General features: G+C 53.8%; 28 protein-coding genes. 12 read left to right on the forward strand and 16 right to left on the reverse strand.

Annotated elements, in window-relative coordinates; translation table 11 throughout:
• The 6 genes from H8K43_RS03150 to H8K43_RS03175 all read left to right on the forward strand — a co-directional run.
• On the forward strand, positions 1 to 479 hold a 479-nt coding region (locus tag H8K43_RS03150), incomplete at its 5' end, for a DUF2345 domain-containing protein (protein WP_186902534.1).
• Complete coding sequence (locus H8K43_RS03155; protein WP_186902535.1) at positions 476 to 2,296, forward strand: esterase/lipase family protein; 1,821 nt, start codon at positions 476 to 478, stop codon at positions 2,294 to 2,296. The genes H8K43_RS03150 and H8K43_RS03155, both read left to right, overlap by 4 nt.
• Positions 2,293 to 3,255 (forward strand): T6SS immunity protein Tli4 family protein, encoded by a 963-nt coding sequence (locus H8K43_RS03160; protein WP_186902536.1) that lies wholly within the window; start codon positions 2,293 to 2,295, stop codon positions 3,253 to 3,255. The genes H8K43_RS03155 and H8K43_RS03160 overlap by 4 nt, the downstream gene beginning before the upstream one ends.
• Positions 3,255 to 3,446, forward strand: a complete 192-nt coding sequence (locus H8K43_RS03165; RefSeq protein ID WP_186902537.1) for a hypothetical protein — start codon at positions 3,255 to 3,257, stop codon at positions 3,444 to 3,446. The genes H8K43_RS03160 and H8K43_RS03165 overlap by 1 nt, the downstream gene beginning before the upstream one ends.
• Positions 3,437 to 4,405, forward strand: coding sequence for a T6SS immunity protein Tli4 family protein (locus H8K43_RS03170; RefSeq protein WP_186902538.1), 969 nt, complete (start codon positions 3,437 to 3,439; stop codon positions 4,403 to 4,405). Before H8K43_RS03165 ends, H8K43_RS03170 begins: the two co-directional genes overlap by 10 nt.
• On the forward strand, positions 4,405 to 4,590 hold the full coding sequence (locus H8K43_RS03175; protein ID WP_186902539.1) for a hypothetical protein: 186 nt from the start codon (positions 4,405 to 4,407) through the stop codon (positions 4,588 to 4,590). The genes H8K43_RS03170 and H8K43_RS03175 overlap by 1 nt, the downstream gene beginning before the upstream one ends.
• On the opposite strand, the gene H8K43_RS03180 is transcribed toward H8K43_RS03175, so the two are convergent.
• On the reverse strand, positions 4,587 to 4,892 hold the full coding sequence (locus H8K43_RS03180) for a DUF2288 domain-containing protein (RefSeq protein ID WP_186902540.1): 306 nt from the start codon (positions 4,890 to 4,892) through the stop codon (positions 4,587 to 4,589). The genes H8K43_RS03175 and H8K43_RS03180 overlap by 4 nt on opposite strands.
• A 135-nt stretch (positions 4,893 to 5,027) precedes the next feature.
• On the opposite strand from H8K43_RS03180, the gene H8K43_RS03185 reads away from it, so the two are divergent.
• Positions 5,028 to 7,040: a bifunctional diguanylate cyclase/phosphodiesterase gene (locus H8K43_RS03185; RefSeq protein WP_186902541.1), complete on the forward strand. Its 2,013-nt coding sequence runs from the start codon at positions 5,028 to 5,030 to the stop codon at positions 7,038 to 7,040.
• A gap of 34 nt (positions 7,041 to 7,074) precedes the next feature.
• Here the strand turns inward: H8K43_RS03185 and H8K43_RS03190 are convergent, their stop codons facing one another.
• From H8K43_RS03190 to ettA, 4 genes are all read right to left on the reverse strand, one after another.
• Complete coding sequence (locus H8K43_RS03190) at positions 7,075 to 7,722, reverse strand: transglutaminase-like cysteine peptidase (RefSeq protein ID WP_186902542.1); 648 nt, start codon at positions 7,720 to 7,722, stop codon at positions 7,075 to 7,077.
• A gap of 146 nt (positions 7,723 to 7,868) precedes the next feature.
• Positions 7,869 to 8,465: an IMPACT family protein gene (locus tag H8K43_RS03195; protein ID WP_186902543.1), complete on the reverse strand. Its 597-nt coding sequence runs from the start codon at positions 8,463 to 8,465 to the stop codon at positions 7,869 to 7,871.
• A gap of 44 nt (positions 8,466 to 8,509) precedes the next feature.
• The gene (locus H8K43_RS03200) at positions 8,510 to 8,932 is read right to left on the reverse strand and encodes a flagellar basal body-associated FliL family protein (RefSeq protein WP_186902544.1); all 423 of its coding nucleotides are present in this window, start codon (positions 8,930 to 8,932) and stop codon (positions 8,510 to 8,512) included.
• Positions 8,933 to 9,029: 97 nt separating this feature from the next.
• Positions 9,030 to 10,697, reverse strand: a complete 1,668-nt coding sequence (gene ettA, locus H8K43_RS03205; protein ID WP_186902545.1) for an energy-dependent translational throttle protein EttA — start codon at positions 10,695 to 10,697, stop codon at positions 9,030 to 9,032.
• 184 nt (positions 10,698 to 10,881) lie between these two features.
• Between ettA and H8K43_RS03210 the strand changes: the two genes are divergently transcribed.
• The gene (locus H8K43_RS03210) at positions 10,882 to 11,502 is read left to right on the forward strand and encodes an OmpW/AlkL family protein (protein ID WP_186879452.1); all 621 of its coding nucleotides are present in this window, start codon (positions 10,882 to 10,884) and stop codon (positions 11,500 to 11,502) included.
• Positions 11,503 to 11,575: 73 nt separating this feature from the next.
• Here the strand turns inward: H8K43_RS03210 and H8K43_RS03215 are convergent, their stop codons facing one another.
• The 5 genes from H8K43_RS03215 to H8K43_RS03235 form a co-directional block, all read right to left on the reverse strand.
• Positions 11,576 to 12,799 (reverse strand): M24 family metallopeptidase, encoded by a 1,224-nt coding sequence (locus tag H8K43_RS03215; protein WP_186902546.1) that lies wholly within the window; start codon positions 12,797 to 12,799, stop codon positions 11,576 to 11,578.
• Between the two features lie 122 nt (positions 12,800 to 12,921).
• Positions 12,922 to 13,518: a YceI family protein gene (locus tag H8K43_RS03220; protein ID WP_186902547.1), complete on the reverse strand. Its 597-nt coding sequence runs from the start codon at positions 13,516 to 13,518 to the stop codon at positions 12,922 to 12,924.
• Between the two features lie 67 nt (positions 13,519 to 13,585).
• Positions 13,586 to 14,401, reverse strand: coding sequence for a class I SAM-dependent methyltransferase (locus H8K43_RS03225; protein WP_186902548.1), 816 nt, complete (start codon positions 14,399 to 14,401; stop codon positions 13,586 to 13,588).
• 101 nt (positions 14,402 to 14,502) lie between these two features.
• A complete protein-coding gene (locus tag H8K43_RS03230; RefSeq protein ID WP_186902549.1) occupies positions 14,503 to 14,934 on the reverse strand; it encodes a group I truncated hemoglobin in 432 nt (143 codons plus the stop codon).
• 22 nt (positions 14,935 to 14,956) lie between these two features.
• Complete coding sequence (locus H8K43_RS03235) at positions 14,957 to 15,862, reverse strand: DUF3034 family protein (RefSeq protein ID WP_230403642.1); 906 nt, start codon at positions 15,860 to 15,862, stop codon at positions 14,957 to 14,959.
• 338 nt (positions 15,863 to 16,200) lie between these two features.
• Here H8K43_RS03235 and H8K43_RS03240 point away from each other — a divergent pair, with 338 nt between their 5' ends.
• Positions 16,201 to 17,910: a sensor domain-containing diguanylate cyclase gene (locus H8K43_RS03240; RefSeq protein ID WP_186902551.1), complete on the forward strand. Its 1,710-nt coding sequence runs from the start codon at positions 16,201 to 16,203 to the stop codon at positions 17,908 to 17,910.
• 26 nt (positions 17,911 to 17,936) lie between these two features.
• On the opposite strand, the gene H8K43_RS03245 is transcribed toward H8K43_RS03240, so the two are convergent.
• Entirely contained in the window at positions 17,937 to 20,318 is a 2,382-nt protein-coding gene (locus H8K43_RS03245; protein WP_186902552.1) for a putative bifunctional diguanylate cyclase/phosphodiesterase, read from the reverse strand.
• 43 nt (positions 20,319 to 20,361) lie between these two features.
• A complete protein-coding gene (locus H8K43_RS03250) occupies positions 20,362 to 20,988 on the reverse strand; it encodes a methylamine utilization protein (protein ID WP_186902553.1) in 627 nt (208 codons plus the stop codon).
• A gap of 177 nt (positions 20,989 to 21,165) precedes the next feature.
• On the opposite strand from H8K43_RS03250, the gene H8K43_RS03255 reads away from it, so the two are divergent.
• On the forward strand, positions 21,166 to 22,230 hold the full coding sequence (locus H8K43_RS03255; RefSeq protein WP_186902554.1) for a GGDEF domain-containing protein: 1,065 nt from the start codon (positions 21,166 to 21,168) through the stop codon (positions 22,228 to 22,230).
• A 24-nt stretch (positions 22,231 to 22,254) separates the two neighbouring features.
• Here H8K43_RS03255 and yedA read toward each other — a convergent pair whose 3' ends face one another.
• A complete protein-coding gene (gene yedA / locus H8K43_RS03260) occupies positions 22,255 to 23,127 on the reverse strand; it encodes a drug/metabolite exporter YedA (protein WP_186902555.1) in 873 nt (290 codons plus the stop codon).
• 118 nt (positions 23,128 to 23,245) lie between these two features.
• On the opposite strand from yedA, the gene H8K43_RS03265 reads away from it, so the two are divergent.
• A complete protein-coding gene (locus tag H8K43_RS03265) occupies positions 23,246 to 23,692 on the forward strand; it encodes an Lrp/AsnC family transcriptional regulator (RefSeq protein WP_186902556.1) in 447 nt (148 codons plus the stop codon).
• A gap of 2 nt (positions 23,693 to 23,694) precedes the next feature.
• Complete coding sequence (locus H8K43_RS03270; RefSeq protein WP_186902557.1) at positions 23,695 to 24,636, forward strand: LysR substrate-binding domain-containing protein; 942 nt, start codon at positions 23,695 to 23,697, stop codon at positions 24,634 to 24,636.
• Positions 24,637 to 24,644: 8 nt separating this feature from the next.
• Here the strand turns inward: H8K43_RS03270 and H8K43_RS03275 are convergent, their stop codons facing one another.
• The 3 genes from H8K43_RS03275 to H8K43_RS03285 are packed head-to-tail and all read right to left on the reverse strand — an operon-like array spanning position 24,645 to position 25,940.
• The gene (locus H8K43_RS03275; RefSeq protein ID WP_186902558.1) at positions 24,645 to 25,223 is read right to left on the reverse strand and encodes a class I SAM-dependent methyltransferase; all 579 of its coding nucleotides are present in this window, start codon (positions 25,221 to 25,223) and stop codon (positions 24,645 to 24,647) included.
• Positions 25,220 to 25,564, reverse strand: coding sequence for a PLP-dependent transferase (locus H8K43_RS03280; protein WP_222610952.1), 345 nt, complete (start codon positions 25,562 to 25,564; stop codon positions 25,220 to 25,222). Before H8K43_RS03280 ends, H8K43_RS03275 begins: the two co-directional genes overlap by 4 nt.
• Positions 25,461 to 25,940: a pyridoxal-phosphate dependent enzyme gene (locus H8K43_RS03285; RefSeq protein WP_186902559.1), complete on the reverse strand. Its 480-nt coding sequence runs from the start codon at positions 25,938 to 25,940 to the stop codon at positions 25,461 to 25,463. Before H8K43_RS03285 ends, H8K43_RS03280 begins: the two co-directional genes overlap by 104 nt.
• Positions 25,941 to 26,181 lie beyond the last annotated feature (241 nt).

The raw sequence follows: 26,181 nt of genomic DNA on the forward strand, positions 1-26,181 counted from the left end.
CCTACAAAGCCGGGATGAAACTGATTGCAGCAAATGGGGATGTGGATATCAAGGCGCTGGAAAAAAGCATTCATGTGCTGGCCAGACTGCGCATCACAGAAACGGCACAAAGCATCACCATCAACGCGAGTAAAGAAGTGCTGATCAATGGCGGCGGCAGCTACACCCGCTGGAATGCGGCTGGGATAGAAGACGGCACCAGTGGCGTGTGGAGCGCGCATGCGGCGGGACACAGTCTTAGCGGGCCGCAAAGTTTAGCCCAGGTCGTACAAAGCTGGCACGGTCTGCCATTTGATCGCGAAGCCGTGTTCCATGATGTGGCCGGCAATCCCGTGCCAGCTCAGGAATTTCAGCTCACACATATGGATGGTGGCGCAGCCGCCGTTCAGACCAGCCCCGACAATGGCAGCACCCAGACCCAGCAGGCACTGGGACCGGATGCCTATCTGGTGCGTTGGACAGGAGGTAAGCAATCATGACTCAGTCAGATGCAGTTCCCGACAATATCAACCCCAACGATGAATGGGTGGATTTCACCTGGGGCGTCGATGGCAGTGCCCAGGTCGCGGTGCAAATGACACCCATCAAAGACCGCAGCAAAGTGCGCATGCGCATACCGCCTGCCAAGCTCATCCCCATCGTTTTTTTACCCGGCATCATGGGCAGTAATCTGCGCATGACACGCAGCCGCCAGCAATTAATGGAGCGAAAAAATAACAGCGCCTGGCGACCGGATGCGATCAAACCATTTGATACACATGACTTTCCGGCCAAGGAAAGACAACTGCGGCTGGACCCCGATGCGACCGAGGTGGATTACTATGAAATGACGAATGCCAATGGCGAGTTTGATGCCACCGGCGACCTCACAGAAAGCTCGGATAAACGTCACAGTAATGTACCCGATGATCTGCCAGATATCGGCCTGTTGCGCTCCGATCCGCATACCGGCAAAGTCTTTTTCAGCGCCGCCCAGAAGGCGCGTGCACGTGGATGGAGCGAGGTCATGTTTGGCTCTTATGGTGACATCCTTAAGCTGATGGAAGCGCAGCTCAATCAGATCCTGGAAACCCGCGATGGCAAGCGTCAACCCAAAAAGAGCTGGTTAGATAACAATCCCTTCCTGCATCGCGGCGGCGAGGTCTTAGGGCGTGCCGGGTTCAAGATGGGCAATGCCAACCTGCCTCCGATAGAGGACGAAGAAATCCTCAAAATAGGCGAGTGCTGGTATCCGGTACATGCCATGGGCTACAACTGGTTGAGAAGCAATGGTGAGAATGCCAAAGTGCTGGCTCAGCGCATCCGCGACCTGATCAACAATTACCAGCAAAAAGGACGCGACTGTCCGGGTGTGATCCTGGTCACGCATAGCATGGGCGGCTTGCTGGCACGTGCCCTGATCCATCCTGATTACGGCAATATTGCCGACAAGGTGCTGGGTATTTATCACAATGTGATGCCCACCGTAGGTGCGGCGGCCGCCTACAAACGCATGCGCGCTGGCTTTGGCGGAGAAGGTAGCGGTCTGGTCGCCTCGGTCGTAGAAAAAGAACTGGGTAACAATGCCCCCAAATGTGTGGCTGTACTCGCCAATGCGCAGGGTGGGCTCGAACTGCTGCCATTTAACTCTTATGGCAAGCACTGGCTCAAGGTCGTGGATGCCGATGGCAAGGAATTAGGTAGCTGGCCAGCGGAAGACGCTGTTCAGGAAGTCTATACCGACAATCAGGCCTGGTGGCGCTTGATTAATCCTGACTGGATTGATCCCGCGCAGCAAGTAAGTAAAGATCCTAGTCAGGGAGGGAAGACTGCGAAACAGATTGGAGCTAATGCGACCAACAATCGAATCGAACGTGCACGTGATTTTTCTGAAGCGATTGCCCAAACCTTCGCCAAACCCAGCTATGCGAGCTATGGAGTAGGAAACTTTTATCCCGCCTGGGGGAACATCGTATGGCAAGTCAGCAAGGGCAATCCTGTCAGCGCCGGTGATCCCAAACAATGGACCCTGCTCAGTGATACCGGCAACGGCACTGTGATGGTCAAAGGGGTCGATGGTCAGCCGCTAAGCCTGAGCATACAAGCGCCGCAACAACTCGGTGATGGCACCGTCCCCAGTGAACGAAGTGCAAAACGGGTACAAGCCCAGCTCTGCTTTGAACAAATAGGATATGACCATCAGGGCAGTTACCAGAACAGCAGTGTGCAGGACTCCACCCTGTACAGCATCGTCAAAATCGCCAGTGCCTATCAGCCAGCCTGGTGGGCCAAACCCAATTACAAGGAAAAACCATGAGCCGCCATCCACGTATAGAAGCCTTGTTCTCCCAAACCAAACTGCTTGGTTTTGGACGCTATGTATTGACGGTGCCTGTCGATTCGCGTCTGAGCTTTGGCTATGACATTCCTACCTTGCCGAATCAAGCGCAAAACCTTAATAAAATCATTGAAGCAAAGGTTGCGGAAATCAAAGCCAAATATAAAACGGCTGAGGTTAACTATGTGGGTCCGGGGCCTGCACCACATGTGACATGGATCAGATCATTTGAGGACAAATACGCAAAAGCATCAGGTTTGGAGGGATTTGATATCTACTATGTGTTGCCGCCTCATATTTTTAACCCTGGTGATGCCGTCTCGTCAGGCGAACGCAGTTATGAACAAGTGCTGGCACACACCCTGCATGTCGCCAGGGCACTGCGTTTGCGCCAACCCGATGAACTGCCTTTGGAAGAAGGTTTATGCCACGAATATGCATTTCAACGGCTCGCGGGTGCCCAGCATAGCCTCAGTAGCGCCGGGCTACATATGGCCGCCTTGCCCGATGTGGTGTTCAGTGTGCTCAGCAATACCAATGCCAGCACCGAAGGAGAAAATGGCTATGGACTGATCCAGCTCATGGAAAATCAAAAGAAAAAGCTGGGTCGTGATTATCCCAAAGTCACCGTGTTACGTGCCGCCAAACGCAAGGTACACGACTGGGAAGGCGAAGAAACGCTGCTGCGCGATGAGGATGGCTCACATCAATTCCGTTGGATGCTGGTCGATAAACGCGCCAGCGTCGCTTACCCCGCCTGGTTAGATGTCACGCTATACGACAAAGTCAGATACGACATGATAGGTGGTGCCGACCAAGCCTCGCTCAGCGATGAAGAGGCCTTAGCCCTGTGGGACAAATTGCTGGAGAGCCTGAAATTCCGCGTCGCGGTGCCAGGTGCTCCGGATTCGGCAGTGCAATTCAAAGGAGTGTTCTGATGTCAGATACGATTTCTACACAACGTCGCTTGCTACTCAACACCCTGCTGCTGAGCCTGACTGCTTCCAGGGCGACAAAAATCTTGGCGATGCCAGTGTCATTGCCAGCATTCGCAACTGTGCCTGCGGCGACTACGACGAATCGCTTATGGAAACCCATGCCTTCCGCTAAGGGCAGCCTATGGGACTGAGCCGCCATCCACGTATAGAAGCCTTGTTCTCCCAAACCAAACTGCTTGGTTTTGGACGCTACGTATTGACGGTGCCTGTCGATTCCCGTCTGAGCTTTGGCTATGACATTCCTACCTTACCAAATCAGGCTGAGAACCTTAAAAAAATTGTCGAGGCCAAGGTAGCCGAAATTAAGGCGCATCACAAAACGGCTGAAATTAATTATGTTGGGCCAGGGCCAGCACCACATGTGACATGGATCAGATCTTACTCAACCATATACGCCAAAGAATTAGGCTTAGAGGGATTTGATATCTACTATGTGTTGTCGCCACATATTTTTAACCCTGGTGATGCCGTCTCGTCAGGCGAACGCAGTTATGAACAAGTGCTGGCACACACCCTGCATGTCGCCAGGGCACTGCGTTTGCGCCAACCCGATGAACTACCGTTGGAAGAGGGTTTATGCCACGAATATGCATTTCAGCGACTCGCGGGGGCGGAAGGCAGTATCTCCAGTGCGGGGCTACATATAGCAGCCTTGCCTGATGTGGTCTTCAGTGTATTTAGTAATACAGGCGGAAGCGTTGATGGAGAAAATGGCTATGGACTGATCCAGCGGATGGAAAATCAAAAGAAAAAACTCGGTGCCGACTATCCAAAATGTACCTTACTGCGTGCTGCTAAACGCAAGATACACGACTGGGAAGGCGAAGAAACCCTGTTTCGTAATGAAGATGGTTCACATGATTTCCGCTGGCTGGCAATCGGTATCCGGAATAGCGTCGCCAGACCTGCCAAATTAGACGTCACGCTATACGACAAAGTCAGATACGACATGATAGGTGGTGCCGATAAAGCCTCACTCAGCGATGAAGAGGCCTTAGCCCTGTGGGACAAATTGCTGGAGAGCCTGAAATTCCGCGTCGCGGTTCCAGGTGCTCCGGATTCGGCAGTGCAATTCAAAGGAGTATTGTGATGGCAAATACGATTTCCACACAACGTCGCTTGCTACTCAACACCCTGCTGCTGAGCCTGACTGCTTCCAGGGCGACAAAAATCTTGGCGATGCCAGTGTCATTGCCAGCATCCGCAACTGCGCCTGCGGCGACTACGACGAATCGCTTATGGAAACCTTTAGCACCTGCGAATGTGCTGCACTAATGTGCGCGTTGCTGTACCAGTATCCAGGGTTTGACCACCACTGTCCATAACTGAGCGTTTTGCTCCAGCCAGAGCTGGGCCTGGCTGTCACTGACTTTCGCTACCTGTCCGGTTTGCAGCAGGGTGGCGAATTCGCTGGCGCGGTCGTCGGCCATCATGGCGGCGACTTCGACCAGATCCAGTTCACTCGCTACGGCGATCACTTGTCCGGTCGCGAACTGGCGCTGTAATTCCTGCCAGGGATAAGTAGCAGTTTCCTGATTGATTTTTGTTCGTAATAAAGCGGATTCGGAAGTTGTCATGGTGTTTTTATGCATATTAAGCAGTTTTGCTGCACGGGATGTGCAGCCACATGCTGCAATTTTGCCTCAACTTGCCCGAAAGCATAAAAAAAACCGGTTTTTTAGCGTAAAAATGGTATTTTCTTGCTGCTGAGTATGGAATTCTCCATTCGCCTGTGTGCCATCGCCTCCTTTACGCTCGTCATGACCTTACAACGCCAACTTTTGATTGCGATTTCCCTGCTGTTTCTTGTGGTTTTCCTGGTGGTGGAGGGCCTCAGTATTGTGACTACCCGCAACTATCTGCAACAACAACTGGCTTCGCATGCGCAGGATGCCGCGACTACGCTGTCCAAGTCCTTGGAAAAAGCCATGGCCAGCAAGGACAGCACCCTGGCCGAGGTAGAAATTGCCTCGATGTTTGACCGAGGCTATTACCAGAGTATGCAGGTACTCGATAACCAGGGCCGTCCATTTGTCAGCAAAGAGTTGAGCAGTGACAGGGCGCAGACACCGGGCTGGTTGCCGGATTTACTCAATATCCGCTTACCAGCGGCAGAAGCCTTTATCAGCTCTGGCTGGCGTCAGCTCGGTAAAGTGGTGGTGCTTAGTCATCCGGCCTATGCCTATGCTTATTTATGGCAAAGCATGAAAACCATCGCGCTGTGGATGAGCGTCATGTATCTGGTGGTGCTGGCGCTGAGCATGCTGATGCTCAGACTGATATTGAGACCGCTGGAAAAAATTGAAGCGCTGGCGCATGCCGTGCAGGAAAAACGCTTCGAACCGATAGCGCTGCAACCGCGCGCGCCTGAATTGCAAAAAGTCGTCACCGCGATGAATCAGATGGCGCAGCGTATCTCGCATGTACTGGATCAGGAGCGTGCAAATGCCGAGCAGTACCGGCGTGCCGCATTTCAGGATAGTGTGACCGGGCTGGAAAACCGCCAGGGCTTTGACCTGCGTCTGAATCAGTTGCTGGCGCAGGATGAGCGCAGTGATCAGACCTGGCTGGCGGTATTCGAACTGGATGGGCTCAAGACCCTGAATCAACGCCAGGGTTACGCACGCGGTAATGACTTGTTGGTACAACTGGCGCAATGCCTGAAGCAACAGCTGCATCCTGAACGGGATTTCGCCGGCCGCATGGGTGGTGCCGCGATCGCCTTGGTGTGCACCGGTGTGGATGCGGCGCAGATGCAGGAAAAGCGGGTGCAATGGCAACAAGGCTTGCAGCAATTAGTGGCTGCTGTGGATCACAGCGTACAGCTGAGCGCGGCCATGCTGGCGTGTGCACCGGGTCAGAACCGCAAAGAATTACTGAGTCAGGCCGATCTCTTGTTGGAACAATCGCGGCAACAGGGGCAAGGCAAGATCATCTGTGCTGAGGAAGTCCCGGGCACACGTATCGTTGAGGGCTCACAAGCCTGGCGTTTACTGATCGCCAATGCCTTACATGAAAATCGCTGGGTACTCTACACCCAGCCGGTGGTGCAGCTGGACAGCCGCCAGCAAACCCAGCATGAATTGTATGTGCGTTTGCTGGATGAGAAAGGCAGTGTGCTGACTGCGGCGGAATTCATGCCTATGGCCGTGCGTCATCAGCTGACTGCAGAGATCGATCAGGCCGTGATCAGTCTGGCTTTGCAGGCGATTCAGGCTGAGCCGCAGCGTTTCAAGGCGCTGGCCGTGAATGTGTCTATGGCTTCGGTCAGCCAGCCTGCATTCTGTCTGTGGCTGGCGCAAGCCTGTCAGGCGGCAGCGCCTTTGCCTGTGCCTTTGTATCTGGAACTCAGCGAATTTGCCTGTGTCAAACAACGTGCCGAGAGCCGCCAGTTCTTCCGTATGTTGCGTGAGCTGGGGCTGGGCTTTGGGCTGGATCATGTCGGGCTGGACCCGCTGGCCTTGCAATTGATACGCGATAATCCTCCGGATTACATCAAGCTCGACAGCGGGCTGATTGCACAGATGGCGACTCAGCCGGACATCTTTGTCCACGTCGAGGCACTGGTGCGTTTTGCGCAGTCACTTGAGATTCCATGTATCGCGCAGGGCATAGAGGATGAAGCGCTGATCGATCTGCTCAGGCAGGCGCAGGTGGAGGCGGGCCAGGGCTATGTGTTTGGCATGCCGGAGAAGCTGGAGCGCCGTTTTCAGCCTTATTTGTGAGTCTCAACGTGCTTGTGAGCGCGCGCTGCATAGCCTACATGCGCCGTTCACGCTCCATTTTTTCTATCACTTCCTTCCACAAGCGCACGGTGGAAGCTGCGCCTTTGCGGTTATTCCCACCCAGCCATAAGTCATCATCATTGAAGCTGTAGACCGGAATCAGATCGCTGCGCTGGGATGCGGGCTGGACCTCATCGACCAGATTATCCAGTATCCAGGGGTCGGCATTCAGGGTCGGGTAATAGGCCAGTACCATATGGGTTTCACCGATCTGGGTGGCGCGCACATAGGTGATGCGCATTTTGTCTGCTGGCACCCCTAGCTCCTTGAGCGTCATGTATTTGGCAATCGCATAATCCTCGCAATCGCCACCGGCTGAGCCGACAAATTCCACCGGCGTGGCCCAGTAATCGGCTTGATTCCAGTGCTCCTGATCGGTGAAATACGGTACCCGGTTATAAAAATCATTCACGCGGCGCAGTATCGTCATGGCGGGCTGCACATCGCTGGCTTGCTGTAAGCTCTTGCTAAAGTCTTTACCGGCAGTCGCACGGAATTGATGCACGGCCTGCTGCATTTGTAATAAGCGTTTGGGTGCTTCTGCTCCAAAGCGTTGCCTGACGTGGTCGAGCAAGCCTTTGGAAAAATCGACCAGTCCTGAATAGGCGGGGGTACTCAGCATCAGCAGCGCTAGCAAACCAGCGCACAATAGCACGCCAGTCAGCCCCGGGCTACGCAGGCGTCGTGATCGTGGAAGGCATAATTTCAGGGCTGCTGGCATAGGAAAAGTAGTGATGTCATCAGCCCGGTTAGTGTGTCAGCTGCGATTTATGCTTGCGCAGTGTCGTCGGAAAAATGGACCTGGCCTTTCAATGCCGTGATCAGATCCGCCGTTAAGGCAGCGGCATCCTTGTCTTTCACGCTGTAGCGTATACAAGTTTGCTGCGCATAGCTGACCTCCAGGATTTGTGCCTGATATTTGTCCAGCCAATGGCGTGCCTGAGATTCGTCGGCATAGGCGACTTCCAGACTTGCTTCACGCCGGCTCTCGACTGCGATTAACTGCGCCTGTTTAAAGGCTTCAGAAATCGCCTGCCCATAGGCGCGCGTGAGCCCACCGGCACCGAGTTTGATTCCGCCCCAGTAGCGCACCACGACCGCCAGGACATTGGTCACATCTTTATGCACCAGCACGTTATACATGGGTTTAGCCGCTGTGCCTGAGGGTTCACCGTCGTCATCCAGACCGGATTCCCCGGCACAGATCAGCGCCCAGCATACATGCACCGCACCCGGATGGGCACGGCGCAGGCCATCCAGCGTCTGACGTGCTTCTGCGCGGCTGTGGAGGGGATATAGCTGACCGAGAAAACGGCTTTTTTTGATTTCAATTTCCGCAAAAGCGGGGGCGGCAAGTTGATGCATACTCAGCGATGCTGGCAATGCGGCGCAGCACGCCGCAGTACCTGTTATTGAATGACGAAATTGACAAAGAAGACGTCAGTCACGCCATTCTTTTCTTTGGTTTCCAACACTTTATTGACTCTTTCCTTGATCTCTTCGATCAGGTCGTGTTTGCCATCAGCAGACTGAATCTGGGAAGATTCTTTACCGCTCAACAGCATGATCATATTGTGTCTGACCATAGGCATGACAGCCTTGATCTTTTCTGCCACTTCCGGACCCGCCACCTGCAGTGTGACACTGACTTGCAGATAACGGTCAAAACTGGACAGATTCACGGTGAACGGTTCCAGCGCAGCCGTAGCGGCACCACCGGCACTGGCACTCGCGCTGCCGCCGCCGGAATTGGCAAAGGCGGCTGGCGTCAGGCTGCACAACACGCACAGCAAAGCGGAACAGAACAGTTTCAGAAATGAGAATTTTTGCATGGTTTCACCTGGAAGCGACACAAAGAAAGCGGGGCTCAGCCAGAAAACAGCCGGAAAACAGTTTCCGGCCGAAGCTGTACAGTATGCCCCGCCAGCTTTATACCGTCAAAGGTTTGTAGCGGATACGCTTAGGTTTGGCACCTTCTTCACCCAGACGCTTCTTCTTGTCGGCTTCATATTCCTGATAGTTACCATCAAAGAAGACAACCTGAGAGTCTCCTTCAAACGCCAGAATATGAGTAGCGATACGGTCCAGGAACCAGCGGTCATGTGAGATCACCATCACGCTGCCAGCGAATTCCAGCAAGGCGTCTTCTAATGCGCGCAGGGTTTCCACGTCCAGATCATTGGATGGTTCATCCAGCAGCAGCACATTACCACCTTGCAGCAGGGTTTTGGCCAGATGCAGACGGCCGCGCTCACCACCGGACAGATTGCCCACGATTTTTTGCTGATCGCCACCTTTGAAATTGAAGCGGCCCAGATAAGCGCGCGATGGCATTTCGAAGCGGCCTACGGTCAACAAGTCTGCACCATTGGCGACATCTTCAAACACGGTTTTGGTATTGCCCAGATCTTCACGCGACTGATCCACCAACGAGATTTTAGCAGTCTGACCCAGCACCACTTCACCGCTGTCCGGCTGTTCCAGTCCCTTGATCATTTTGAACAAGGTGGATTTACCGGCACCGTTAGGGCCGATGATACCGACGATGGCGCCAGGTGGAATCTTGAAGCTCAGGTTATCGATCAGCAGACGGTCGCCAAAGGCCTTAGAGACATTCTTGAATTCGATGACTTCATTGCCCAGACGCTCAGCTACCGGAATAAAGATCTCCTGGGTTTCATTGCGTTTCTGGTATTCGTGCTCGCTCATCTCATTGAAACGGGCCAGACGTGCCTTGCTCTTGGCCTGACGCGCTTTCGGATTCTGACGTGACCATTCCAATTCTTTTTGCAGTGCTTTCTGGCGCGCTGATTCGGTCGCTTCTTCCTGCTTCAGACGGGCTTGCTTCTGATCCAGCCAGGAAGAGTAGTTGCCTTTCCACGGAATACCGGCGCCACGGTCGAGCTCCAGTATCCATTCAGCGGCATTGTCGAGGAAGTAGCGGTCATGCGTGATCGCTACGACAGTGCCCGGGAAGCGGCACAGGAATTGTTCCAGCCAGTCCACCGATTCTGCATCCAGATGGTTGGTTGGTTCATCAAGCAGCAGCATGTCGGGTTTCGACAACAGCAGACGGCACAGTGCGACGCGGCGTTTTTCACCACCAGACAAGACGCCGATTTTGGCATCCCAGGCGGGCAAACGCAGCGCATCCGCTGCCATTTCCAGCTGCAGTTCGACATTGTCACCCGCTGCAGTCGAGATGATCGCTTCCAGTCTGCCCTGTTCTTCAGCCAGTGCATCGAAGTCAGCATTTTCCTCTGCATACGCGGCATACACTTCTTCCAGTCTGGCTTTGGCAGCGAATACTTCGCCCAGGGCCGACTCGACTGCCTGGCGCACCGTCTGCTCCGGATCTAACTGCGGTTCCTGTGGCAGATAACCGATGTTCAGATTCGGCATAGGGACGGCTTCACCCTGAATATCGGTATCCAGACCTGCCATGATTTTCAGCAGCGAGGATTTACCTGAGCCATTCAGCCCGAGCACGCCGATCTTGGCACCCGGGAAGAAAGACAGCGAAATATCTTTCAGGATCTGACGTTTAGGCGGCACGATTTTGCCGACGCGGTTCATGGTATAGACGTAATTAGCCATTTTTCTGTTGTTTTCCGTGTACAAATGAATGAACGCAAGGATACCTCATTGCCGCTCTGGCTGACAGGTTTTCCCTGATCTGTATCAAATTTGTGCTGCGCACCAAATTTGATCTAGCACAACTTGTCGCATTCTGCAGACGCCTACACTTGGTTCATCAATTTCGACAACCAAGGAAAACAAAATGAAAAAGCTCGCATTGGCTCTCTCTCTCGCAGCAATCGGTTTGACCGCAACCCAGGCAATGGCAGCAGAACAAAGCCCATGGCAGGTACGTGCACGTATCGTCAATATCTCGCCAGCGAATGGCTCTGATCCTGTTGGTGGCGTTGGCGCAGCAGATCTGATCACTGTCAGCAAAAAAACGATTCCTGAAGTGGATATCAGCTACTACTTCACACCAAATATTTCTGCAGAACTGATCCTGACTTACCCACAAAAACATGATGTGGAACTGGCTGGCAAAAACATAGGTGCTTTCAAACACCTGCCACCAACCTTGACTGCAAAATACCATTTTGCACCAGAAGCACAATTCAGCCCATATGTAGGCGCTGGTGTGAACTACACCCGCATCTCTGATGTAAACCTGCTCAACGGCGCAGCAGATCTGGAAAAGAGCAGCTTTGGTCTGGCTCTGCAAGCTGGTATCGATTACAAACTGGATAAAAACTGGTCTCTGAACTTTGACGTGAAAAAAGTACAGATCCGCAGTGATGTGACTTTGTCTGCAACTGGCGCGAAAATCAGCGCAGTGAAAGTAGATCCATGGCTGGTCGGCGTAGGCGTAGGCTATCGCTTCTAAGCCTGTCCCTGGGACATCGGATAAAAAGCCGGCAACTGCCGGCTTTTTTTATACTGCATCTGTGGTTCCGCATTCAGAATGGCTGATCAACAGCCACGCTAGGCCCGGTGAACCAGCGCGGGCCTTGCTCGGTCATATAAAAATGATCTTCCAGCCGCACGCCGAATTCACCTTCTATGCAGATCATCGGTTCATTGGAAAAGCACATGCCTGCTGCGAGCGGACGGGTATTGCCGCGCACCAGATACGTCCATTCATGGATGTCGAGCCCGATGCCGTGGCCGGTACGGTGTGGCAAGCCCGGTAAGGCGTAGTCGGGGCTCATTCCAGCGGCGGCCAGCACACGACGCGCGGCAGCATCCACCGCTTCGCAGGCGACACCCAGTTGTGCGGCATGGAAGGCGGCTTCCTGTGCTTCTTTTTCCAGGTTCCAGATGTTGCGCTGACGTGCGCTTGGTTGGCCAAAAACATAGCTGCGTGTAATGTCGGAATGGTAGTGCTGTACTTTGCAGCCGGTATCGATCAGCACATTATCACCTTCGCGCAGAGTCTGTACCCCATCCGGGCCATGTGGAATCGCGGTCAGTGCGCCGAAGCTTACGATACAGAAGGTCGATGGACCAGCGCCATAGGCACGGTGTGCGCTGTCGATAAAATCGCTGACTTCAGTAGAGGTAATCCCTTCCCGTAAAATACGCGCCGCCCGTCTTTGTACATCCAGGGTGATTGATTTAGCCGTTTGCATCAGGGCGATTTCCTGCGCGGACTTATGCATACGGCATTCAGCGGTGATCACCACGCCATTGATCAGCGGCTGCTCAGGCAGCGCCTGACGTAAGGCATCTGCCACGAAGAAAGGCGTACTTTCGTCGATGGCCAGCGGGCCACGGTCACAGCCCAGATCCTTAAGCCACTGACTGACCAGCAGGGCCGGGTTTTCTTCTTCCTGCCACAAGCGTATGGCAGCCTGTTCACCCAGCGTTTCACGCAGCTTGGATTCTTCAAATGCCGGTGTGACGAAGACGACCTGAGCATCCGGCGTCAGGATAGCTGCTGTCAGACGTTCGCTGGGATACCAGCGCAAGCCAGTGAAATAATACAGACTGCTGCCGGCTGGAAGCAGCAGCGCGGCGATGCCCTGTTCGCGCATCAGCCGCGCTGCTTTGTTGACGCGGTCTTGGAATTCTTGCGGCGTAATGGGCTGCACTTGCGACAGCACAGGCTGCAACTGCATGCGCGCGTGGATGTCGGCTAATTCGAGGGCGGCGCTGGAGCCGCCAATTTGTGAGGATGGCATGGTCGTATCGGTAGCAGAAAAACGGATGAATTCAGCACAGCTTACCTGTGACTCAACAAGTTGTCTTGCCGTGTTTGCCGGTCTGGGGTGTGGAAATCCGCATAGCAGCGCAGGCCGCACGCTTACTCGCGTATTGCTTCTATGCTGAAGCGCAGTGTGATGTCATCGCTGACAAAGGGTACGTAACGGCCTAAATCAAAATCACTGCGCTTCACGGTCGCCTCGCCATTGGCGCCGCAAGCCTGTTTCAGGTACAGCAGCATGAAGCGGCAATGAAAATGAGTGATCTGTAGTGTCACAGGCCGGGTTATGCCCTTGATGCTTAACTGGCCTTCAACCTGGCGCAATTGTTCGCCTTCAAACAGTAGTTTGTCGGATTGAAAACGGATAGCCGGGAAGCTGGCTACGTCAAAAAAACTGGCAGAACGCAGCGTTTTATCGAATAAGTCTGAGCCGGTATTAACCGAGGCAGCACCGATACTCAGGTCGATACTGCCACTTTTAGCGCCGCCATTCTGGCCAGCTTCAATTTGTATGCTGCCGCTGTTTTTATCAAAGCGTCCGCTCTGACGTGCCAGGCCCCAGTGCAGATACTCGAAACTGGAAAAAGTATGTTCGCTGTCGATACGATAACGATCTGCTGCCAGCAGTGGTGTGCTGACAGCGATCAGCAGCGCGATGAGCGGCAACTGCCATAAACTAACATGTGAGCGCAACATCCCGGCCTCCATCAGTTTTTATTCCTGAGTGGCAGCCGTGAGTTTGCGCGGCAGGCGTATCAGGCGATCAGGGTTTGATAAATTTGAGCGTCATACGGTCACTTTCACCGATAGACTCATAGTTTGCGCGGTCTTTGTCTTTGTTGGCATAGGTCGGTGGCAAAGCCCATACGCCGCCTTCGTGATCGGCCTTATCTTTGGGATTGGCATTGATCTCGGAACTGCCAGCCAGCTTGAAGCCAGCGCGTTCTGCCAACCTTATCACATAACTCTGATGCACATAGCCGCTGCTGGCTTTCTCATCCTGAGTGCGGGATGCCGGCAAACGGTGCTCTACGATACCGAACACACCGCCGGACTTCAGACTACGGTAAGCGCTGTTAAATATCTCCTGCACATTCGCTTCGCCAGCCGGTATCCAGTTATGGATGTTACGGAAGGTCAGTACCATGTCCACGCTGCCAGGCGCGGCGTAGCTGATTTTCTTCGGTGGTTCAAAGATGCCGGTGCTGACCTGATCATAGATGGCCGGATTGGCATCCAGTTTCTGACGCAGACGCGCATACGCACGTTTGCCATATTCACTGTCCGAGGCCGGATCATTGGCGGCTGCGATCAGCTTGCCGTTTTGGCGCAGATAAGGCGCCAGGATTTCGGTGTACCAGCCGCCGCCGGGTGACAATTCAACCACCGTCATGTCGGGACGGATACCAAAGAATTGCAGGGTTTCCAGCGGGTGGCGCGCCGGATCGCGTGCGACATTGGCCGGGCTGCGATGGCTGCCACTGATAGCGGTTTGCAAAGCCTGATCGGCATGGGCTGACAGGCTGATAGTTTGCAATGCGGTGCCGAGCAGGGCGGCGCTGAGTAACAGTTTGTTCATGGAAGTCTCCGGTGGGCTGAGTGGCTGTCTGACCGTATTAGTGCTCAACAGTTCCCGGCGGCGGCACAAAGGTCTGTCCCTGTCCATGTTGAATACTGTGCTCAGGGCGCCGACACCACGATATCTTTTTTCATTACGGCCAGTCTGGCCAGCAAGCGGTTCTGGGTAGCGAAAGGGATATGGTTTTTGTGCATCGCCGCTTGTAAGTCCTCGACCAGTGCATTGAAAGCCGCACTTTTAATCCCGAGTTGTGCATGCACAGTCAGCATGTCGTCGCCGCTGTATTGGCAGGGGCCATCGCTGACCACGCAGAGCTGTTCTTTTAACAGTTCCGCCAGCCGCTTCATATTGGTTTCTTTAAATTGCGGACTGATGCGTGCATCCTGCTGAATTTCGACGATGAGCTGATCGACCACGCGGGCAATACCGGGGCTGCCCCCCAGCGCCTGATACAGGTTGTCGGTTTGGGTCTGCGCCGACGCGCTTAGTGTGAAACTCAGGGCACTCAGGCCAGCGATAAAAAAACGACGCATACGCGATCCACTTATTAGCTATTTAGTTGGCGAGTTGCAGGGACAAATACCAGCCCTGTTGATTCCGCGGATTGAATACTGTGATGTCGCCCAGACTGACATAGGCCAGCGTCAAGGACAGCTGCTTATTCGGGAAATAAGCCAGGAACACATCTTTTGCGGCTTTCTCACGATCGATCACCAGATTCGACGGGCGTTGCCGGTATTCGGCACCGGCTACCCAGTGTGGGCTCAGCAAATAAGCGACGGAGACTTCAGGCAGAATCTGATAGCTTTGCGATTGCGGCCCACCGAAACCCAGCAAGCCTAGCTGATTGCCTTTGCTCAGGCGCAGGGTGCCGTTGAGTAAGAGGCTGTTGGCTAACAGCAGTTTGGTCGCAGACACATAGTAATCCACGCCCTTACTGTCAGTCGCACCTAGCTGTGTCACAGACGTGACGCCTAAGGCAGACAGTCCTTCGACAGCCCGCGTTTGTTTGAACATCGCGCCGACCGCCAGCTGCGGCCGCCAGCTGTCCTGATCGGCAATCAGGTCGCCGCTGAGTTTTAGCTTGATACCCACGATATCCTGGCTGAGTCTGAGCTGGTCCAGCGGTGCTTCACTGCCAGTGAATTCCTGCCTTGCCAGCGATACCTCCAGCTTATCGTGCCAGCCCAGCGCGACGCCGCTGCTGCGCAGACGATAATCGCGGGTGTTTAGCTGAGTCAGGAAGGCAGTGGCACCTGCACTGTCTTCGCTGCCATAGCCTGCGATCACAGCCCAGGGCACCAGGCCGCCACCGGCCGCGCCTTCTGCCTGACTCACTCCGGCAGTTGCGAGCAGTTTGCCGCGGTCAGAGACGGGTAAATCCAGCGCATGAGCCGTATGGTTCAAGCCTGTACTCAGTAAAGTCGCCACACTCAGTTGAAAAAGTTGAAGTCTGCTCATAGTGGTCATCAGCGCGTCATCGCGATAGCTTAATCTTAGTTGATTTTAGGAAATGATGCTTTTTGTATGGTTTTTCATCGTATTTTGTTGCATCTGCCGCATAAAGTAGAAAAAAGATGTGAAATCCAGATTTTTACTGTCTTTGCGGCAACACTCCATAGTATGCTTAGCGATTTGTGTGAATTTGTAACAAAGTTGGTTGTTGCCGGATTACTCTGGTCACTTGCAGAAACGAGACAGAGTGCGCATGATAAGGCTCATGCGGAGCTTCGGTGATCCACAGTTAAAAAGAAATAACGAAAACAAGAACGTCACACCCTAGTCGCTATCCATTCTTTATGAGTCGCTCCTCTTTACGCCGCGAGTTAGTTATCCCTATTACGGTGCTGGTCATCAGTGTATCCGCGGCGATTGCCTGGGTATCGATGAAGGCGGGTACGGATGCGGTCTACACGCTGACCCAGCGGGTACTGGTTGATATGGTCAACCGCATCAATGTCGCCTCGGAAAAACACCTGGATGGCGCCCTGATTGCACTGGAATCAGTTGCGCCGAGTTCGGCCAGGGTACCGAAAGAGCATGACTTCCCGGTTGATCTGCACGTGCTGGAGGATAAGTTCTGGACCGCCAGCGGTTTATTCATGGATGTGAATAATTATGTGTATTTCGGCGGCAAAGATGGCCGCTTTGTCGGGGTTTATCGTATATCCCGCAGTGAAGTACAGTTGTTTTTACGTGAACCTGATTCCGATCACCGTGATGTCTACCGCGTCACAGCCATCGGCGACCGCTCGGTCAAAATCCGTCAGGATCAGTTTGATCCGCGCAAACGGCCCTGGTATCAGGCGGCGATGAATTCGGAGGCACCGGTCTGGTCCAAAATTTACAATAACTTCTCATTTCATTATCCGACCATTACGCTGGCTAAATCGGTATTTCAGAAAAATCATGAGTTTGCCGGCGTGGTTGCGACTGACGTAACACTTAAAGAATTGTCGAGTTTTCTGAGTCGCCTGGAAATCAGTAAAAACAGCGTGGCATACATCGTCGATGCCGATGGTTACATCGTGGCGACTTCCGGTAAAGAATTGCCGGAACGCGTAGTGAATGGCTTGCCTGAGCGTATGCGGGCTTCGGATATGAAAACCAGCCTGATCAGCGAAACCTTTAAAAAAGTCGGCAACCGGGCGCTGACCCAGCAGGAAACCCTGTCGCTGGAACTGGAGCAGGGAACGGTAGATGTCGCAGTGTCTCCGCTCGGCAATAAGCAGGGACTGAACTGGCAAACCGTGGTCGCGGTGCCGCGTGCCGATTTCATGAACACCATTAATCAGGGTTTTTTCCAGAGCGTGGTGATCGCAATAGCCTGCATTATTTTTGCGCTGACCATAGGCCTGACCATCGTAGAACGCGTGATCCGCGATATCCGCAAGCTGACCGCAGCGGCAGAAAAATTCGGTAATGGCGAACCGATGCCGAAAATGGATATACGCCGCACCGATGAAATCGGGATACTGGCGGAAACCTTCAGCGAAATGGAGAACAAGCTGCGTTTTGATAAGCTGACCCAGGTCGCCAACCGTGAATCGCTGTTTGCACAGATTACCCATATCCAGCGCATGGCGGAAGACAATCCTGAGCAGATTCAGGGCTACACCTTACTGTTCGTTGATCTGGACCGGTTTAAATTTGTGAACGATAACTATGGCCATGACGCAGGCGACAAGGTGCTGGTGATCACCGCCGCCAGATTGCGCGCTGCGGTGCGCGATAGCGATGATGTGGCGCGTTATGGCGGTGATGAATTTGTGTTGCTGATCAAGGATGTGCGCAATGCAAGCGATATTCACCATTTGGTCGACAAAATCTCTGCGGTGGTGGAAGAGCCGATTGCACTGGAAAATGCTATGGTGGATGTGGGTGCCTCTATCGGCTGGGCCAGTTATCCGGAAGATGGCGATGATTACATGCGTCTCATCAAAATTGCTGACAGTCGCATGTATAACCGCAAACGCGACCGCAAATTACAGCGCGTGAATCGGGCTTAAATCTTTGCAGGCTTAACACCTGTTCTTCAGGCTAAGTCCTGGTTCTTCTGCAGCTGTGCGGCACGCTGTTCCCAATCTTGCTTCCAGGCCGGTAACTGGCTGGCTGGCATCGGTTTACTCAGGAAATAGCCCTGTACCTGATCACAGCCCAGCTCCCTGAGTAGCTGCATCACCTGCTGATTTTCCACCCCTTCTGCGACTACCCTTAGCTGCATATTATGAGCCAGATCGATGGTGGATTTGACGATGCGGCTGTCGGCATTATCCTTATCCATTTTCAGCACAAAAGACTTATCAATTTTCAGCTCATTGACCGGCAGCTGCTTCAGGTACGCGAGTGAAGAGTAACCGGTGCCGAAGTCATCTATCGACAAATCCATGCCCATCGCGTGCAGATTATCCAGCGTCTGATGGGCACGAACAGGATCATCCATAATTGCGCTTTCTGTGATCTCCAGACAAAACTGTGCTGTTGCAAGCGCATGTTTATCGAGTATGGCTGCAAATTTTTGCGGTAAATCCTGATCCATTAAATCCATGGTGGAGATATTGACCGACATTTTCAGAGCGATATCCTGTGCCTGCCACTGCTTCAGAGTCTGCGCCGCCTGGTCCATGATCCAGTGCGTCAGGCTGCGGATAAAGCCGGATTGTTCGGCAAACGGGATGAATTGATCAGGAAATACCATGCCACGCTCAGGATGGACCCAGCGTACCAGCGCCTCTACCCCGATCAGCTTATAGTCAGACAGGCTGACTTTAGGCTGCACCCACAGCTGAAACTGATTTTGTCCCAGCGCTGCGCGCATATCTGACAGTAGTGACAGATTTTTCTGGCTGGATTTGTCGATCTCAGGCGAGTAAGTGACGGCACCCTGACGTGCGCGTTTAGCCGCATACATCGCGACTTCGACCCGGCTCATCAGACTGGCTGCGTCGCTGGCATGGGCCGGATAGGCGGCGATGCCGATGCCGGCACCGATATCCACATTTTGCTCACCAATCGCGATCGGACGTTCAAACGACTGTGCGATAGCGCGTGCAGTCTGTTGTGCTTCTTCCAGTGTACTGGCTGGCAGCAGTACCGCGAATTCATCACCACCGAGCCGGGCCGGCTTCGGTTTTCCTGCACCCAGCTGCTGGCTCAGACGCTGCGCGACTTCGGTCAGCAACTGATCGCCAAACTCATGCCCCATCAGGTCATTTACATATTTGAAACGGTCCAGATCCAGCATCAGTACATGCACCGTATCGCCGCGTGTGGCAGCCGCAGCCAGTGCATCATTGAGCATGGACGTGAACAGCGCACGATTGGGCAAATGCGTGAGCGTATCCCAGTAAGCCAGCCGGCTGATTTCTTTTTCACGGGTGGCGATCGCATCGCGCATATGGCTGAAGCTCTTGGCCAGAGCGCCGATTTCATCACTGCGCCGTATCGCAATTTCACCTTGATAATTACCTGCTGCAAAGCGCCTGGCCGTGTCCGACAACTGGCGTAAAGGGTTAGTGATACGGCGTGCGGTGACGGCACTGATGATGATCGCCAGCAGGGTAGCCACGATGCTCAGTATCAGCAGATTGCGTTGCAGCAGTTTATACGGTGCCACCGTATGGCTGAACGATAACTGCAGTACCGCGACAGTACGCTGGCCTTCACTGGCATTCATATCGACCAGTTGTGAACTGTATTCATCCTGATCAATTTTCGTGGTCGTGATCAGCTTATTGGAAGGCAGCGCGCGTGGCAGTGCTGCAAGCAGCTGTTTGCCCTGAGCTTCAGTCAGACTGGTGCTCTGCATTTCCCAAGCACCGTCTTTGGCAGCGCTGACAATACTGACCTCTAACGGAGACAGTTCGTGCATTTCCCTGACCAGCACCTGATCGACCGGTACCGCCAGTGCGACCCAGCTGATTGCCACCGGTGCCAGTATCGGTACCATCACCAGCTGATAAGGACGGCCATTCAGACTCACGATGTTCGCTGCCCCTCCTTTATTACTGGCGGCATGCATCAGCTGCTGTACCCGGTCTTGCATCCCATGCGCCAGCGTATCGCTGCTGGCAGCGATAATTTTTCCATCCAGTCCGACCAGCATAGTCAGATCTGCATTGATACGTTCGCCATGATTCAGCAGTGCGGATACGATGGTCTGGATGTCGTTACTGCTGATGGCGTCACGCAGCGCATAGTCCTTAGAAACGACGGTCGCAGCCTGTACCAGATTCTGTGCATTTTTTTCTATGAGTCGCTGAAAGAAGTTTTCATTTGTATGCAGTTCTTTGTTTAGCGCCTGGCGCGCATTTTTATCTATCGCCTGGTCGATAAAGCCATACGCAACCAGTTGCAGCACCAGCAGCAGGCTGATGAAAAGCGCAATGATTCTTGCTTGCAGGCTGTGAAAACGCATAAATTCTCTCGTGGTTGAAATACTGGCGGAGGTATGGGTTTGTTTAGTCAAATTTGCCGTTCAGCCGGACTTGATGCGGCGTTCCCTCTGCGTCTGTCTGCCAGCTTTGTTGTATACCTTCCGAACCGGGTGCCATTTTGTAATGCCAGACCTTCAGCGTGTATTTGCCACTGGGCATATTTGCTAATGTGGCTAAGCCTTTAGCATCCGTTTTAGCAAAATACGGGGTGTTCACGACCTGCACATAAGCGATCATCTGATCATGGATATTGCAACCAATGACCACTGTACCCGCTGTGTCGAACACCACCGGATTGCTGGGTTTTCCTGAATACAGTTTCAGTTCAAAACGTTTGGCGGCGGAAAAGGAATAAGCATGGTGCTTGACCGTATCATTGTTCGGGAAGCTGACCGCGCTGCCGACCGGAATCACACTGACTAAAGGCAGGAATTTGCGGTCTTTTTGTTCTATGGTGTAGCTGCCTGCTTTTACCGGCGGATTGCCATTGACAGCTTCCGCGCTGACGACGGCGTTCTCCACCGCTTTTCCTTCGCTGTCCAGAATTTGTACTAATCTGTTGGCATGGGCTGTCTGCATGCCAGCCATCAGCAGCAGCCCAGTCAGTATTGCTGGAAAGCAGGGCGCAAAGCATAAGCGTGGTAGTAACATAGCGGTATCTTTCGTGAATAAGCTGGCGTGTGACGACAGTAGCGCTGATTGCGAAACCATCGTTGTTGCTATATTGCATCGGATTAAGGCTGCGTAGCGGTGCAATACCGGGATAGAAAATGTAATATGAAAACAATTTTAGCCTAAGTTTTCCGCACGCACTGCAGGAATGTCAGCATGAACTCATTTATCAAGCATCTGGTGGAAATCACTGGTCACCGTGACCATGATCTGCTCAATATCTCCGTTGCCTCTTCCCTGCGTGAATTGCTGCTGGCAGAGCAGGCGACTGTGTTTGAGGTGGCGAGTATGGGCGGCCATACGGTGATGCGCCCTAAGATACGCATCACAGCTGAAGGTACGGACGTGCTGGAGCAAGTGACAGATGCGGATGATCTGTTCCCCGAGCAGATCAGCGGCTTATGGCAGGGTCTGGAGCAGAAGCAGGGCGTGATCCGGGTCACGCAGGATGGGCAAGACTTGTTGTGGCTGCCGATCTGGATCAATGACAAGTTGCACACCTGTCTGCAACTCAGTCGTCCTCAACAGGCCGAAGAGCCGGTCATGGAAGTCGTCCATGGCATGTTGATTGTGTACCGGAATTTCCAGAATCTGTTGGATTACAGTGAGCGCGATTCACTGACCGGACTGCTGAACCGTAAGACTTTCGACGACAGTTTTTCCAAGGTCTTACGCACCAACTTGAGAGAAATGACGCCCCTGGAGGTCACTGAGGATGCACAGCAGTCAGTGGTGAAGCCGGAAACCGAAAGACGTGAACAGGATGCGGAAAAATTCAACTGGCTCGCAGTGCTCGATATTGATCACTTTAAGCGTGTGAATGATCAGTTTGGTCACTTATACGGCGATGAGGTATTGATACTGATCGCCAACCTGTTACGTAACTCTTTCCGCCCGAATGACCGCTTGTTCCGCTTTGGTGGTGAGGAATTTGTGATCCTGCTGCGCTCAGTCACGAAACAGGATGCTGACCAGATTTTTGACCGCTTCCGCCAGACGGTCGGGAACCATCACTTTCCGCAGGTAGGTACCGTCACCGTCAGCATAGGCTATGCCAAGATCGACTTATTTGAACCTGCAGTCGCCATTGTGGGGCGCGCGGATCAGGCGCTGTACTATGCCAAAATGAATGGACGTAACCGCAGCTGTTTCTACGACAGCCTGGTTGCCAGCGGTGATTTACATCAGGAACAGGCCAACGACATTGCCGAATTCTTTTGAATCCGGCGTCTGTGCTGCTCTTTCTTATTCTGCCGGACGGCGTGCGGTGGTCAGCATCACCACACTGCCCAGGATAATCGCCATCGCCAGCATGGCATTACCCGATAAATGTTCACCACCGAATGCTACTCCCAGTGCCACCGCTATCACCGGATTAACATAGGCATAGCTGGCCGCCAGTCCGGCCGGGACTTTGGACAACAGATACATATACGCAGTAAATGCGATCAGCGAACCGGCCACCACCAGATAAGCCCAGGCGCTGAAGGCTTGCACGGTCAGCGGCCCTGTCATTTTTTCCCCGCTGAGCAGGCTGACGATAAACAGGAAAGCGCCACCGACCAGCATTTCACTGGCGAAGCCCATGCCCCCCTTGGCCATCTTCAGTTTTTTCTGCGACAGGATAGAACCTACATCCCAGCACAATATCGCACCCAGCAGCAGGAAAATCCCGGCTGGCTGCGCCGCAAAACCATGATCCGAGGCCAGCAACACCGCCCCCACAAAGCCAGACACGATGCCCAGCCATTCACGCCGGCGCGGCCAGTCACCGAACAGGCCGGACAAGCCGGACAAAATCATGGGCGAGCACGCAATAAACACCGCAGTCAGGCCGGACGACACATATTGCTGTGCACAGGCGGTCAGACCTGTGCCACCACCCAGCATCAGGATGCCGACGATACCGCCATCGCGCCATTCGCGCAGCGTGGGCTGCGGCGCTTTACGCCATAACTGCCACAGATACAGCAAACCGCCCGCCACCAGAAAGCGCGTGCCTATCATCATGAACGGCGGAAAAGCGGTGAGTGCGACCTGAATCGCGAAATAGGTAGAGCCCCAGACGATATAGACCGTCAACAGGGCTGTCAGGACAGATTTTGGTAAGTGACGCATACAGGCTTTCTTGAATTATTCACGATATTTTATGCTGCTCAGGTACGGTTTTAAATGGATGTTCTAAGGGAAATCAGCTACATTTCTTTTAAATTGACTGAAATAACCCGGTTTTCCCATGAAAATAGAATTAGATCTGATGGACGCCAGAATTCTCGAGATTCTGCAGGAAGATGCACGTGTCACGCTGGCTGAAATCGGACGCCGCATTCATCTGAGCCAGCCTGCGGTGGCGGAACGCATACGCCGCATGGAAGCCGATCAGGTGATTACTGGCTATCATGCGCGGGTGAATCCTGAAGCTTTAGGCTATGGCATCACCGCCTTTGTGCGTATCGCCAGCCGTTCCAGTGATGTGTCGGTGCCGCAGATTGCGGCTCAGGTGCCGGAAGTGGTGGAATGCCACTCCATTACCGGCGAGGATTGTGTGATCGTCAAAGTAGTGGCACCGTCGGTCCGTGAGCTGGAGCGTGTGATCACATCGCTGGCACGCGGCGGCGTGACCTCCACTTCGCTGATCCTGTCGTCGTCGATAGAACGGCGCGCCATCAAACCTGCGGAGTAGTCATGGAACTGCGCCAGTTACGCTATTTTGTCGCGATTGTGGATCATGGCTCGCTGTCACGCGCGGCACGCGTGCTGCACATCGTACAGCCAGCACTGACGCAGCAAATCCAGTCGCTGGAAGAAGAATTGGGTGCCATCTTGCTGCACCGCTCAGCGCAAGGCATGCAGGCGACCGATGCCGGTAAGCTGTTTTACGAACATGCGCAAGCCATCCTGAAACAGGTCAGCGATGCCAGAACTGCGGTGGCGCAATCAACCGATAAACCACGTGGTACGGTGGCGCTCGGCATTCCGCAGAGTGCCTCCGGCGCGCTGGCTTTTCCTTTGCTCAAAGCGGTACGCGAGACTTATCCCGACATCCATTTTCAACTGACCGAAGAATTAACCGGCAATCTGACTGAGCAGCTGCGTTCAGGACGGCTGAATCTGGCGATATTGTTCGATGACGGGCAGCTCAACGGCTTTCACAGCCGCCCGCTGGTGCATGAAGAGATGATGTATATCACGCGCAGCGGCTCGCAATTTGCCTCGCGCCGTAAAAGCATCAAGCTGGCGCAGGTATTGCAGGTGCCGCTGATTTTACCTAGCCTGCAGCATGGTGTGCGTCCGCTGATAGAGCAAGTGGTGCGCGAACATGGGCAGCAGATCAGTGAGGTGATAGACATCACTTCGATTGCGATTTTGAAGTCGGCTTTGATGGCTGATATGGGCGCGACCATCTTGCCGGTATCACCGATGCTGGCGGAAATTCAGCGTGGAGAAATGCAGGCCTTACCCATCAGCGATGCGCAACTGTCGCGTACGGTCAGCCTGTGTGCATCGAAAAATATCCCGCTCACCAATGCCGCCATGGCGGTTGAAAAACTGGTCATCGAAGTGAGCCGTGAACTGTGTCAGAGCGGCGTCTGGCTAGGCACCCGGCTGCCTGCGAATGCGCACTGAGTCTGGTCCTAAGCTGGTGACAAGGCGTCTTTCTTTTTTGCCTGCAGACGCCAGACACAGGCGGGCGGCAGATTGCGCCAGACCCGGCTTACGCGCTGCCATTGCAAGTCGTCGGTATCGTTCAGAGCAAACGGTGGTGCCAGTCCATAACTGAACTGGATAACAGCGCCGCCATTCTGTACAAAGCGGATATAGGTGCTGCTCAATAAGCGCGCCTGCGCCGCGGGTAAAGACTTAAACGGTAAGGACGAAACCAACAGGCTGCTGCCGGGATCTGGCGCGGCCTGCGGCAGAAAATGTTCTATGCGTTCGCGTCGTATGTCCAGATGCGGGAATTTTTTTCTGAGTACCTGAACCAGCTCTGGCGCACACTCGACGACTTGCAGGCGTTCGCTGCCGAAGCGATTCAGTAATGCGCGGGTCAACGCACCGCTGCCAGCCCCGACTTCAATTACCCACCCGCTTGCGCCACAGGCTGCGGCAGCCTGCGCCATGGACTGAGCCAGATGGCGCGAGGATGGCCACAGCGCACCGACTTCGGCCGGTGCTGCCAGCAAGGCACGCAAGAAACTCAGTGTGGTATTCATTCCGAGGCTGTGAGCGTCGCCAGTGCCTGCGCCAGATCGGCCTGCAAATCGGCCGCATGTTCGATCCCGACGGAAATCCTGAGCAAGTCCGGTGTCACGCCTTTTTCCAGCCGTATCGCTTGCGGAATCGCAGCATGCGTCATCGACCATGGATGGTTGATCAGGCTTTCCACGCCACCCAGGCTTTCGGCCAGTGTGAAAATCTTTAAGGCCTGTACAAAACGGCGCAAGCCCGCATCATCGGTATCGAGACGGATAGAAATCACGCCGCTCTGACCTTGCGGTAACAGTCTTTGCGCCAGCGCATAACGCGGATGGGAGGGCAGGCCGGGATAGATCACGGCACGGATGACCCTTGTTCACATCGGAGCGCGTCAAAATCACTTCGGCACCCATGGCCTTGAGTTGCTGGATTTTTTCTGTGCTCATTTTATCCGGCACCACCAGCTTGATGCGGTAGCCTTTGCGCACCGCCACCAGCGCCAGACCGAGGCCGGTATTGCCAGCGGTGGCTTCAATGATGGTGCCGCCGGCACGCAGCTGACCGCTGCGCTCTGCCGCTTCTATCATCGCCAATGCTATCCTGTCTTTGATCGACCCCCCCGGATTCTGGCTTTCCAGTTTGACATACAGCTCACAGGGGCCGGTATCGATATTTTGTAAGCGCACTACAGGTGTGTTACCGATTAATGCTAAAACGGGATCAGTCGACTTCATTGCATACCACTTTACAAGTTAAGCGCCTTATGGCGACAGGAAAGCGGCAAATCTTAGCAGTGACAAGTTGACTCTGATAAGGAATTAATTCTCACATCTAAGTTCATAAAACGTATAAAACCAGTCGCCTGTTTCAAAGCTGGGCGTGCTGAGCTTACAGTATGGATGAGAGATTGCAGCCTGCGTCGCAGGCATGACAGTAAGCCTGCCGGATCTGCACTAAGCCAGCAGGCATAAGCAT

Source organism: Cognatundibacterium curvum, from assembly GCF_014284235.1.
In the GTDB taxonomy this organism is placed as follows: Bacteria; Pseudomonadota; Gammaproteobacteria; order Burkholderiales; family Burkholderiaceae_D; genus Undibacterium; species Undibacterium curvum.

Bases quoted from the DNA above. Each gene is read 5' to 3' on its own strand.
- H8K43_RS03155 (WP_186902535.1), top strand. From the start codon at position 476: ATGACTCAGTCAGATGCAGTTCCCGACAATATCAACCCCAACGATGAA.
- H8K43_RS03160 (WP_186902536.1), top strand. From the start codon at position 2,293: ATGAGCCGCCATCCACGTATAGAAGCCTTGTTCTCCCAAACCAAACTG.
- H8K43_RS03165 (WP_186902537.1), top strand. From the start codon at position 3,255: ATGTCAGATACGATTTCTACACAACGTCGCTTGCTACTCAACACCCTG.
- H8K43_RS03170 (WP_186902538.1), top strand. From the start codon at position 3,437: ATGGGACTGAGCCGCCATCCACGTATAGAAGCCTTGTTCTCCCAAACC.
- H8K43_RS03175 (WP_186902539.1), top strand. From the start codon at position 4,405: ATGGCAAATACGATTTCCACACAACGTCGCTTGCTACTCAACACCCTG.
- H8K43_RS03180 (WP_186902540.1), bottom strand. From the start codon at position 4,892: ATGACAACTTCCGAATCCGCTTTATTACGAACAAAAATCAATCAGGAA.
- H8K43_RS03185 (WP_186902541.1), top strand. From the start codon at position 5,028: ATGGAATTCTCCATTCGCCTGTGTGCCATCGCCTCCTTTACGCTCGTC.
- H8K43_RS03190 (WP_186902542.1), bottom strand. From the start codon at position 7,722: ATGCTGAGTACCCCCGCCTATTCAGGACTGGTCGATTTTTCCAAAGGC.
- H8K43_RS03195 (WP_186902543.1), bottom strand. From the start codon at position 8,465: ATGCATCAACTTGCCGCCCCCGCTTTTGCGGAAATTGAAATCAAAAAA.
- H8K43_RS03200 (WP_186902544.1), bottom strand. From the start codon at position 8,932: ATGCAAAAATTCTCATTTCTGAAACTGTTCTGTTCCGCTTTGCTGTGC.
- ettA (WP_186902545.1), bottom strand. From the start codon at position 10,697: ATGGCTAATTACGTCTATACCATGAACCGCGTCGGCAAAATCGTGCCG.
- H8K43_RS03210 (WP_186879452.1), top strand. From the start codon at position 10,882: ATGAAAAAGCTCGCATTGGCTCTCTCTCTCGCAGCAATCGGTTTGACC.
- H8K43_RS03215 (WP_186902546.1), bottom strand. From the start codon at position 12,799: ATGCCATCCTCACAAATTGGCGGCTCCAGCGCCGCCCTCGAATTAGCC.
- H8K43_RS03220 (WP_186902547.1), bottom strand. From the start codon at position 13,518: ATGTTGCGCTCACATGTTAGTTTATGGCAGTTGCCGCTCATCGCGCTG.
- H8K43_RS03225 (WP_186902548.1), bottom strand. From the start codon at position 14,401: ATGAACAAACTGTTACTCAGCGCCGCCCTGCTCGGCACCGCATTGCAA.
- H8K43_RS03230 (WP_186902549.1), bottom strand. From the start codon at position 14,934: ATGCGTCGTTTTTTTATCGCTGGCCTGAGTGCCCTGAGTTTCACACTA.
- H8K43_RS03235 (WP_230403642.1), bottom strand. From the start codon at position 15,862: ATGAGCAGACTTCAACTTTTTCAACTGAGTGTGGCGACTTTACTGAGT.
- H8K43_RS03240 (WP_186902551.1), top strand. From the start codon at position 16,201: ATGAGTCGCTCCTCTTTACGCCGCGAGTTAGTTATCCCTATTACGGTG.
- H8K43_RS03245 (WP_186902552.1), bottom strand. From the start codon at position 20,318: ATGCGTTTTCACAGCCTGCAAGCAAGAATCATTGCGCTTTTCATCAGC.
- H8K43_RS03250 (WP_186902553.1), bottom strand. From the start codon at position 20,988: ATGTTACTACCACGCTTATGCTTTGCGCCCTGCTTTCCAGCAATACTG.
- H8K43_RS03255 (WP_186902554.1), top strand. From the start codon at position 21,166: ATGAACTCATTTATCAAGCATCTGGTGGAAATCACTGGTCACCGTGAC.
- yedA (WP_186902555.1), bottom strand. From the start codon at position 23,127: ATGCGTCACTTACCAAAATCTGTCCTGACAGCCCTGTTGACGGTCTAT.
- H8K43_RS03265 (WP_186902556.1), top strand. From the start codon at position 23,246: ATGAAAATAGAATTAGATCTGATGGACGCCAGAATTCTCGAGATTCTG.
- H8K43_RS03270 (WP_186902557.1), top strand. From the start codon at position 23,695: ATGGAACTGCGCCAGTTACGCTATTTTGTCGCGATTGTGGATCATGGC.
- H8K43_RS03275 (WP_186902558.1), bottom strand. From the start codon at position 25,223: ATGAATACCACACTGAGTTTCTTGCGTGCCTTGCTGGCAGCACCGGCC.
- H8K43_RS03285 (WP_186902559.1), bottom strand. From the start codon at position 25,940: ATGAAGTCGACTGATCCCGTTTTAGCATTAATCGGTAACACACCTGTA.